The organism is Staphylococcus sp. GW823-FHT05F06 (assembly GCF_058795495.1).
Genome location: NZ_JBXAHW010000028.1, coordinates 1 through 9,142, shown reverse-complemented (window position 1 = coordinate 9,142; position 9,142 = coordinate 1). Strand labels below are relative to the sequence as shown.

Below are 9,142 nucleotides of genomic sequence, written 5' to 3'. Positions count from 1 at the left end.
AAAAAGACAATTTCTATATTATTTCAATAGAAATTGTCTTTTTTTACTTATCCTGGGACTTTATGTCCCACACTCATGAATAAACGTTCTTCTATCAATTGCAATAATTATTTCCTTTCCAAACTAAAAAGTCGTTGTAAAGTGGCTATAAGTCATCTCCCTCATTCACGCACATTACAACGACATGTTATATATAAATTAAAACATTTCAGAAACAACTTTTTGTTCTAAGAAATTAAGTAAGTAATCTGGACTTCCTGTTTTAGCATCTGTACCAGACATCTTGAATCCACCAAATGGATGATAACCCACTACTGCAGCTGTACAACCTCTATTCAAGTAAAGGTTACCTACATCAAATTCATTCACAGCCTTAATCCAATGTTCACGATGATTAGTAATTACAGCGCCTGTCAAACCATAGTCAGTATCATTAGCTACTTCAATAGCCTCATCAAAATCCTTGACCTTAATAAAGCCTACGACTGGTCCAAAAATTTCTTCTTGCATGATACGATCCGCAGATTGTAGTCCGGAGAAAATCGTTGGTTCAATGAAATAACCGGTAGAATCATCTGTTCCACCACCAGTCTCTAGTTTGCCTTCTTTTTTACCAATTTCAATATAATTTTTGATTTTATCAAATTGTTTTTGATTAATTACTGGCCCCATAAATGTGTTCTCTTCAGTATTACCTAAAGTTAATTTTTGAGTTAATTGAATTGCTTTTTCCAATATTTCATCATGTACGTCTTGATGGACTATGGCACGAGAACACGCAGAGCATTTTTGACCAGAGAAACCAAAAGCAGATGTAACAATTGCTTCAGCCGCTAAATCTGTATCTACATTATTATCTACAACTATCGCATCTTTGCCACCCATCTCTGCAATAACACGTTTTAAAAACTGTTGTCCTTCTTGCACTACAGCACTACGTTCATAAATACGTGTACCTGTAGCTCGGGATCCTGTAAATGTGACAAAATGTGTATCTTTATGGTCGACTAAATAATCTCCAATTTCTTTTGGATCACCAGGAACAAAATTTACAACACCTTGTGGTAAACCTGCTTCTTCTAATATTTCCATTAATTTATAAGCAGTCAAAACTGTATCCTCAGCAGGCTTTAATAATACAGTGTTACCTGCAACAACAGGGGCTAAGGTTGTACCAGCCATAATTGCAAATGGAAAATTCCATGGTGGAATTGTCACGCCTGTACCAATAGGTTTATAAAAATAGCGATTATGTTCACCTTCTCTGTCTAATACTGGCTTACCATCTGCAAGTTCCATCATTGATCTTGCATAATATTCTATAAAATCAATACCCTCAGCTGCATCTCCAACTGCTTCATCCCAAGGCTTGCCGGCTTCATAAACCATAATAGCGGAAATTTCCTCTTTTCGACGACGGATAATTGCGGCTACACGTAACAGTAATTCTGCACGGTCCTTATGCGACCACTTCTTCCATGATTGATACGCATGATTTGCTGATTCGAAAGCTTTTTCAATATCATCTTGCGTTGCTTTAGACACTTTCGCAATGAGCTGTGATGTATTCGCAGGATTCACTGAATTAAAAGTATGAGTTTTAGTAAGTTTTTCTCCGTTAATCACAAGTGGTATATCTTGTCCTAGTTGCGCTTTTACTTTCCTTAATTCTTCATTAAAACGCTCAACATTTGTCTGTACTGAAAAATCAATACCAGGTTCATTTTTGAAAGGTACTACCATTCTAATTACCCCCTATGAATTTATCATTTCTACCATCCTTTATGCATAAAGGTATGACTTGTCATCTTCTTTTATTTTAAAGATTTTTCTTCGCCATAACCTTTGTCTTATTTTACTATGTAAGCTTATATATTTGCAAACGCTTTCATTTTAAAGTAAGTGACTTTTAGAACCGTATAACTCTCCCTTTCTATAAATAAATTTACAGTTTTAACATTATCTATGTTTAAATATCTCATTTAACTTATGCTTATCAAGGGAATTTTTTAAAATTAATCGCTTCATGGCCTTATTCTTACGTTACTATCATTGAACGTAAACATTTATTCGATTATTGTATAGACGTCTAATAGAATCAAATCTATTAAAAATGATACTCTTTTCACCCATCTTCTCGTCATATTACATCTATAAAGTCGTTTAATTTCAACTAATCTTTTCTCAAAAATTTAGCACTACTTAGAATGCTAAACATCAGCTCCAAGTAGCGCTATTAATTTTATTAAGATGTTATAAAATCGCCACCATTGACATGAATGACTTGAGCAGTAATATAGGAACTATCTGCATGTGTTGCTAAGAAGACATAAGAAGGTGCAAGTTCTGCTGGTTGTCCACGACGACCCATCGGCGTTTCGTCACCTTGATGTTCTACTTTTTCTTCATCAAATGTCGCAGGAATTAAAGGTGAATAGATTGGGCCGGGCGCAACGGCGTTAACGCGAATTCCCTTTTCCATTAAAGTAGTAGCAAGAGAACGGGTAAACGATACTATGGCACCTTTTGTAGCTGAATAATCAATGAGATGCCCCGATCCTCTATATGCTGTGACACTTGTAGTGTTTATAATTGTATCTCCTTCAGATAGGTAAGGTACTGCTGCCTGGGATAAAAACATCATACCAAAAATATTCGTCATAAAAGTTTCTTTCACTTGTTGTGGAGTGATATCTTCAAAATGATCGCGTGGAAATTGCACGCCCCCATTATTTACTAATATATTTAAACTACCGAAGTCATTTATGACATCTTTGATTAACTTTTGAGATTGCTTTTCATCTTTTAAGTCATGAGCATAAGCTTTAGCTTTTACACCCATTTCTTGAAGTCGATTAACTGTGTCTTCGGCATCTTGATGTTCGTCATAATAACCAATAGCAACATTTGCCCCTTCTTTAGCATATAGTATTGCTATCGCACGTCCAATACCTGAATCTCCTCCTGTTATTAGAGCAACTTTATTCTCTAACTTTCCTGCTGCTTTATATTCTTCTAATTCTGCAATGGGTTTAGGTTCCATATCCGCTTCAATACCTGGTTGTCTATTTTGAGTATATCCTTTGATTTTGTTGTGAAATTTTAATAAATTCACTTTTCATTACCTCACTTTATGTTTTACATTTAAATTCCCATAAAGTTTTATCATCAAACACGTACAGTAATTATATTAGAAAATCTAATATGCTATTGTTTAATCAAACTAAGGGATGAGTCAATATCCATTCTATAGACGCATGTTTATCATCATAAAAAAATGTACACTCATATATAATTCAATAAAGGAGTTGTATCCTATGAGAAAAATACTTAAGGGTATTATATTATCATTAATAATCATCGGCTTAATCAAAACGTTCAATGAATATGATGTTATACATTGTGCAAATCATTATTTCGAACAAATCAAAAGTGGAAAAATAATTGAAGATATCAAAATCGATCATTTCAATAATTATCATAATATTAATTTTGAAGATCTAAATCCTTCTGACTTTTTTTAACATTTATGTCATGCTAATTGAGAAAAAGATAAAAACATGATGTTATGAAATGTTTCCTGTTAATAAATTAAAACGATGTATTTTGTTATTTTATCCATTAAATATTTATACCTATATAGATTTATTGATTAATTTTTCTTAAAGGTAACACATAATACTATCCCATAATATATAAGCTAAGTAGTTGACTTGTATACCTATAGGGGGTACATTAGATGTGAAATGGAGGCATTTAGATGGCTAATACAACGTTGACTTTGGATATTATTGGTATGACATGTGCTGCGTGCTCAAATCGTATTGAAAAGAAATTGAATCGTATGAATCATGTTCAAGCTAAAGTGAATCTGACTACTGAAAAAGCAACTATCGACTATGAGTCTGACGATTATCATCTCGAAGATTTTGTAGAGCAAATTCAAAGTCTCGGCTATGATGTTGCAGTTGAGCAAGTAGAATTAAATATAAATGGTATGACATGTGCAGCATGTTCTAATCGTATAGAAAAGGTTCTAAATCAAACGCAAGGTGTACAACAGGCAACAGTAAACTTAACTACCGAACAAGCACTCATCAAATATTACCCTAGTGCTACGAACACGGAAGCATTAATTAAACGTATTCAAAATATTGGATACGATGCTGAAACTAAAACTTCATCAAAAGCGCAATCAAATCGTAAAAAACAAGAGTTAAAACATAAACGCAATAAATTAATCATTTCAGCTATTTTATCGTTGCCACTATTATTAGTAATGGTGGTGCATATCTCACCAATTTCCATTCCATCCATTTTGGTCAATCCTTGGGTACAATTAATTCTTTCAACACCTGTCCAATTTATTATTGGGTGGCAATTTTACGTTGGCGCGTATAAAAATTTGCGAAATGGTTCAGCTAACATGGATGTATTGGTTGCTGTTGGTACCAGTGCCGCATATTTTTATAGCATTTATGAAATGATGATGTGGCTCACACATCAAACACATCACCCGCATTTATATTTTGAAACAAGTGCTATTTTAATTACGTTAATTCTTCTTGGTAAATATTTAGAAGCACGTGCCAAATCACAGACTACCAATGCATTAAGCGAATTGTTAAATTTACAAGCGAAAGAAGCACGAGTAATTAAAGAAAATAAAGAAATTATGCTTCCACTTGATAAAGTTAAAGTCGGAGATACTTTACTAATAAAACCCGGCGAAAAGATACCTGTAGATGGCAAAGTCACTAAAGGTGATACTTCTATTGACGAATCCATGCTAACTGGTGAGTCTATACCTGTTGAAAAAAGTAGTGGCGATTCAGTGATTGGTTCTACCATGAATAAAAATGGTTCAATCATGATTGAAGCAACTCAAGTAGGTGGTGATACTGCATTATCACATATAATTAAAGTGGTTGAGGATGCTCAAAGTTCTAAAGCACCGATTCAACGCTTAGCTGATATTATTTCTGGATATTTTGTTCCGATTGTAGTTAGCATTGCGGTTATTACTTTTATCATATGGATTATATTCGTTCACCCCGGGCAATTTGAACCTGCACTTGTTTCAGCAATATCTGTTTTAGTTATTGCTTGTCCCTGTGCACTTGGTTTAGCAACGCCTACATCTATTATGGTAGGTACAGGACGTGCTGCAGAAAATGGCATATTATTCAAAGGAGGCCAATTTGTAGAACGTGCACATTATGTTGATACAATCGTGCTAGATAAAACAGGCACAATTACTAATGGTCAACCTGTAGTAACTGATTATGTTGGTGACAATGATACATTACAACTTTTAGCAAGTGCTGAAAATGCTTCAGAACATCCTCTTGCTGATGCTATTGTTACTTATGCTAAAGATAAAGGTCTTAATTTACTTGATAATGACACTTTTAAATCAATTCCGGGACATGGTATTAAAGCTACGATTCATCAACAACAAATCCTTGTGGGCAATCGAAAATTAATGAACGATTACAATATATCTATTAGTAATAAATTAAATGACCAATTAAATCACTATGAACATTTAGGTCAAACGGCAATGATGATTGCCGTGGATAATCAAATTAATGGAATCATTGCTGTTGCTGATACAGTAAAAAATGATGCTAAACAAGCGATAAAAGAACTAAGAAATATGAATATCGACGTGGTTATGCTGACTGGTGATAACAATCGAACAGCTCAAACCATCGCCAAACAAGTTGGCATTGAACATGTAATTGCAGAAGTGTTGCCCGAAGAAAAGGCACATCAAATCTCTTTATTACAAGACAAAGGTAAACAGGTTGCCATGGTCGGTGATGGAATTAATGATGCGCCTGCACTTGTAAAAGCCGATATTGGAATGGCTATAGGCACTGGAGCTGAGGTAGCGATTGAAGCTGCAGATATTACGATTCTTGGTGGTGACTTGCTATTAGTTCCAAAAGCTATCAAAGCAAGTAAAGCTACGATTAAAAATATTCGACAAAATTTATTTTGGGCATTTGGATATAACGTAGCTGGCATCCCAATAGCTGCTTGTGGTTTATTAGCACCTTGGATTGCCGGTGCTGCTATGGCATTAAGTTCTGTTAGCGTAGTTATGAATGCATTAAGACTGAAAAAAATGAAACTATAGCATATATAAGATGATGATAAATATCTTACAAAATGATTTACTTTCTAAACAATCTATACATAAAGCTTTAAAAATTTACATTTAAGCTTTATGATAATATGTAATATGCGGAGTAAAAAGGAGTGATAATTATGACACAAAAAATCATAAAAGTTGAAGGAATGAGTTGCGAACATTGTAGAAACGCCGTAGAATCGGCACTAGCTAAACTAAATGGCGTATCAAGTGCTGAAGTAAATTTAGATGAAAATCATGTACGCGTTGAGTATAATGATTCAAAAGTTACATTTGAAAATATGAAAGAAGCAATTGAAGAACAAGGTTATGATGTTAAATAATTGCTAACGTTAAAAAGCATAAAGGGAATGCTTCTCATTACCCTTTATGCTTTTTAATTTACTCTTAACTCCGTCGTGCCAGTATTTAATACTTCCATTGTTGCATCTAAAGCATCAAAAATAAGATGTTTGATTGCCTCTTCAGTATAAAATGCTATATGCGGTGTAACAATAATATCTTCTCTAGTAATTAATTCCTCTAAAAGTGGGTCATTCAAACCTTCTTCACTTCTATCTGTCGTATATACTCCAATTTCATATTCATAAGTATCAAGTGCTGCACCTTTAATTTGACCTTGCTCTATTGCAGATAACAAAGCCTTGGTATCTACTAAGGATCCTCTAGCACAATTTACAAACACAGCACCCTTTTTAAACATTTGAAACATGTTTTCATTAAACAGGTAATTGTTATATTGTGTTGACGGCATATGTATTGTGACAATATCTGCCTCTTTAATTGCCTCATTTATACTTTGTTTATAGGTAACGTAAGGTTTCACATGTTCACTTGGAAAAGGATCATACGCTACAACGTCACATAGATATCCTTCTGAGAATATTTGTGCAACAATGCCACCAATATGTCCCGTGCCAATAACCGCTACCTTTAAATCTTTGATTGATTGAGATAAAATTGATGCTTCCCACCTAAAATCGTGCAATCTCATTTTTCTTTGAATATGATTAAAGTGACGTACAATATTGATGGCTTGAGTCACGGTAAACTCAGCAATGCTTCGAGGTGAATAGGAAGGCACATTAGATATAATAAGACCATATTTAGATGCTAACTCTAAATTATAACCATCAAATCCAGCACTTCGTTGAGCGATCTGCCGAATTCCAAGTTGATTTAATTTATTATAAATTGTTTCTGATAATGGTAATGTTTGAGACAATGATAGTCCATCAAATCCTTCAATAGATTGGACATTGTCTTCAGTTAACTGTTCTTTCGACATATCCACTTCCACTTCATGTTGTTGTGACCACATTTCAATATAATGTTCATCTTCTTCTCTGACACCCATTAATTTAATTTTAGTCATTTTATAACTCCTTTATCTTTCATACAAATACCGTAATTGTGTTAAGCGATTCGCCGCTTCTTCTAATTGTTTATCATCGAGCGCCAATGAAACCCTCACATATTGATTACCATTTTCACCAAATGGTTTACCAGGTGCAACTAAAATTGACTTTTCTTTTAATAACAACTGTTCGAATGCTTCACTATCATAACCCGGGGGTGTATGTAACCAAATGTAAATACCTCCCTTAGAGTGAACAAACGGTAAATGTGCATGTTTTAGTTGTGATTCAAAATTATCACGTCTACGTCTAAATATTTCATTTTGCTTTTCTAAAAACTCATCATAATGATTGAGTGCATACGTAGCAGCATCTTGAAGTGCTCCAAACATACCTGCATTTGTATGAGTTTGATACTTCTTTAACGCTTGAATCATTTTTTTATTACCAACAGCAAACCCAACACGAAAGCCTGACATATTATAACCTTTAGATAAAGAGAATATCTCGATAGCAACATCTTTTGCATTTTTAGAAGCTAATATGCTTGGATTTTTGGCGTCAAATCCAAAAGCACTATATGCAAAGTCATGAACTATCTTTGTTTGAGTACCTTTAAAACGATGAATCGCTTCATCAAAATCATCTTGTGTCGCTGTCGAACCGGTAGGATTATTGGGATATGTTAAATAAATTAGCTTAGTCTTCTCAAGAACTTTAGCACTTATAGTATTCCAATTCGGCAAATAATTTGGTGGCGACAATTTTAAAGGGAGTGGTTTAGCATCAGCTAACATGACCCCCGCTAAATAATCTGTATATCCCGGATCAGGTAAAAGTACAATTTCACCAGGATTAACAACACAAGTAGGTAATGCAACAAGACCATTTTTAGTCCCATATAAAATACAAACTTCATCTTCTTTGTCTAATTCAACATCGTAATGTCTTTGGTAGAAGTTAACAATAGCGTGTTTAAAGGCATCTTTGCCGTGAAATGGACCATACTTTTGATTTTCTGGAATACATAGCGCCTCTGAAAAATGATTGATAATACCCTTTGGCGTTTCTCCATCTGGAATTCCAACTGCCATATTTATAAGTGGTAAAGGACCATGTTCAACTATACGGCCCATTGTTTTGCCAAAGTAGCTATCAGGAATTGAAGCTAGCCTTTCTGACATTTCCATGCTATGCCTCCTCATTAAAATAATTTAATTAGTAAGTACTTTATATTATAACAATAGTTAGAATTTTCTGAAATAAGAAAACAGCATTATATCTCATAAACTATTGAAGCAGCCTGAAAAAGCACTAGTGAACCATATCAAAAAATGTATCGGTCGTCCAAACAGCATAATATTGCGTTCCATTTTTTAGAAATTCTAACATTTGATACACAGCAATTACAAAACTTATTGATACTAAACTTATTAGAAATAAAAAAAGCATTAAACAACATCATACAATGTTAGTTTAATGCTTTAAATATCAGTATATTATTAATCACATATGATTAGTGAATATAGTTATATGAAGCAGCTTGGCTCGCAGAGATTGTACGTGAAGTGACAACACCTGCACCGTGACCGTAGTTCATTTCTGAAACTCTGATTGAACCATT

The 9,142-nt window shown here is 34.0% G+C and carries 7 protein-coding genes and 1 pseudogene; 3 read left to right on the top strand and 5 right to left on the bottom strand.

Translation table 11 applies throughout. The annotated features are described in order from the left end of the window. Nucleotides 1-198: 198 nt before the first annotated feature. Nucleotides 199-1,743: an L-glutamate gamma-semialdehyde dehydrogenase gene (gene pruA / locus AC1Q7N_RS11435; RefSeq protein WP_002503212.1), complete on the bottom strand. Its 1,545-nt coding sequence runs from the start codon at nt 1,741-1,743 to the stop codon at nt 199-201. Nucleotides 1,744-2,245: 502 nt separating this feature from the next. Next, nucleotides 2,246-3,115 carry an SDR family oxidoreductase gene (locus AC1Q7N_RS11430; protein WP_049387576.1) on the bottom strand — a complete coding sequence of 290 codons (870 nt, stop codon included), beginning with the start codon at nt 3,113-3,115 and terminating at the stop codon, nt 2,246-2,248. 202 nt (nt 3,116-3,317) lie between these two features. On the opposite strand from AC1Q7N_RS11430, the gene cwrA reads away from it, so the two are divergent. From cwrA to copZ, 3 genes are all read left to right on the top strand, one after another. After that, the gene (gene cwrA / locus AC1Q7N_RS11425) at nt 3,318-3,524 is read left to right on the top strand and encodes a cell wall inhibition responsive protein CwrA (protein WP_002467715.1); all 207 of its coding nucleotides are present in this window, start codon (nt 3,318-3,320) and stop codon (nt 3,522-3,524) included. A 236-nt stretch (nt 3,525-3,760) separates the two neighbouring features. Then, complete coding sequence (locus AC1Q7N_RS11420; RefSeq protein ID WP_001832365.1) at nt 3,761-6,145, top strand: heavy metal translocating P-type ATPase; 2,385 nt, start codon at nt 3,761-3,763, stop codon at nt 6,143-6,145. 131 nt (nt 6,146-6,276) lie between these two features. Further along, nucleotides 6,277-6,483 (top strand): copper chaperone CopZ, encoded by a 207-nt coding sequence (copZ, locus tag AC1Q7N_RS11415; protein ID WP_001832344.1) that lies wholly within the window; start codon nt 6,277-6,279, stop codon nt 6,481-6,483. A 53-nt stretch (nt 6,484-6,536) separates the two neighbouring features. Here the strand turns inward: copZ and AC1Q7N_RS11410 are convergent, their stop codons facing one another. The 3 genes and pseudogenes from AC1Q7N_RS11410 to AC1Q7N_RS11400 all read right to left on the bottom strand — a co-directional run. Beyond that, on the bottom strand, nt 6,537-7,535 hold the full coding sequence (locus tag AC1Q7N_RS11410) for a D-lactate dehydrogenase (protein WP_001832358.1): 999 nt from the start codon (nt 7,533-7,535) through the stop codon (nt 6,537-6,539). A gap of 12 nt (nt 7,536-7,547) precedes the next feature. Further along, nucleotides 7,548-8,708, bottom strand: coding sequence for an aminotransferase class I/II-fold pyridoxal phosphate-dependent enzyme (locus AC1Q7N_RS11405; RefSeq protein ID WP_049387575.1), 1,161 nt, complete (start codon nt 8,706-8,708; stop codon nt 7,548-7,550). A gap of 326 nt (nt 8,709-9,034) precedes the next feature. Next, nucleotides 9,035-9,142 (bottom strand): annotated as a pseudogene (locus tag AC1Q7N_RS11400) (CHAP domain-containing protein); the annotation flags it as partial.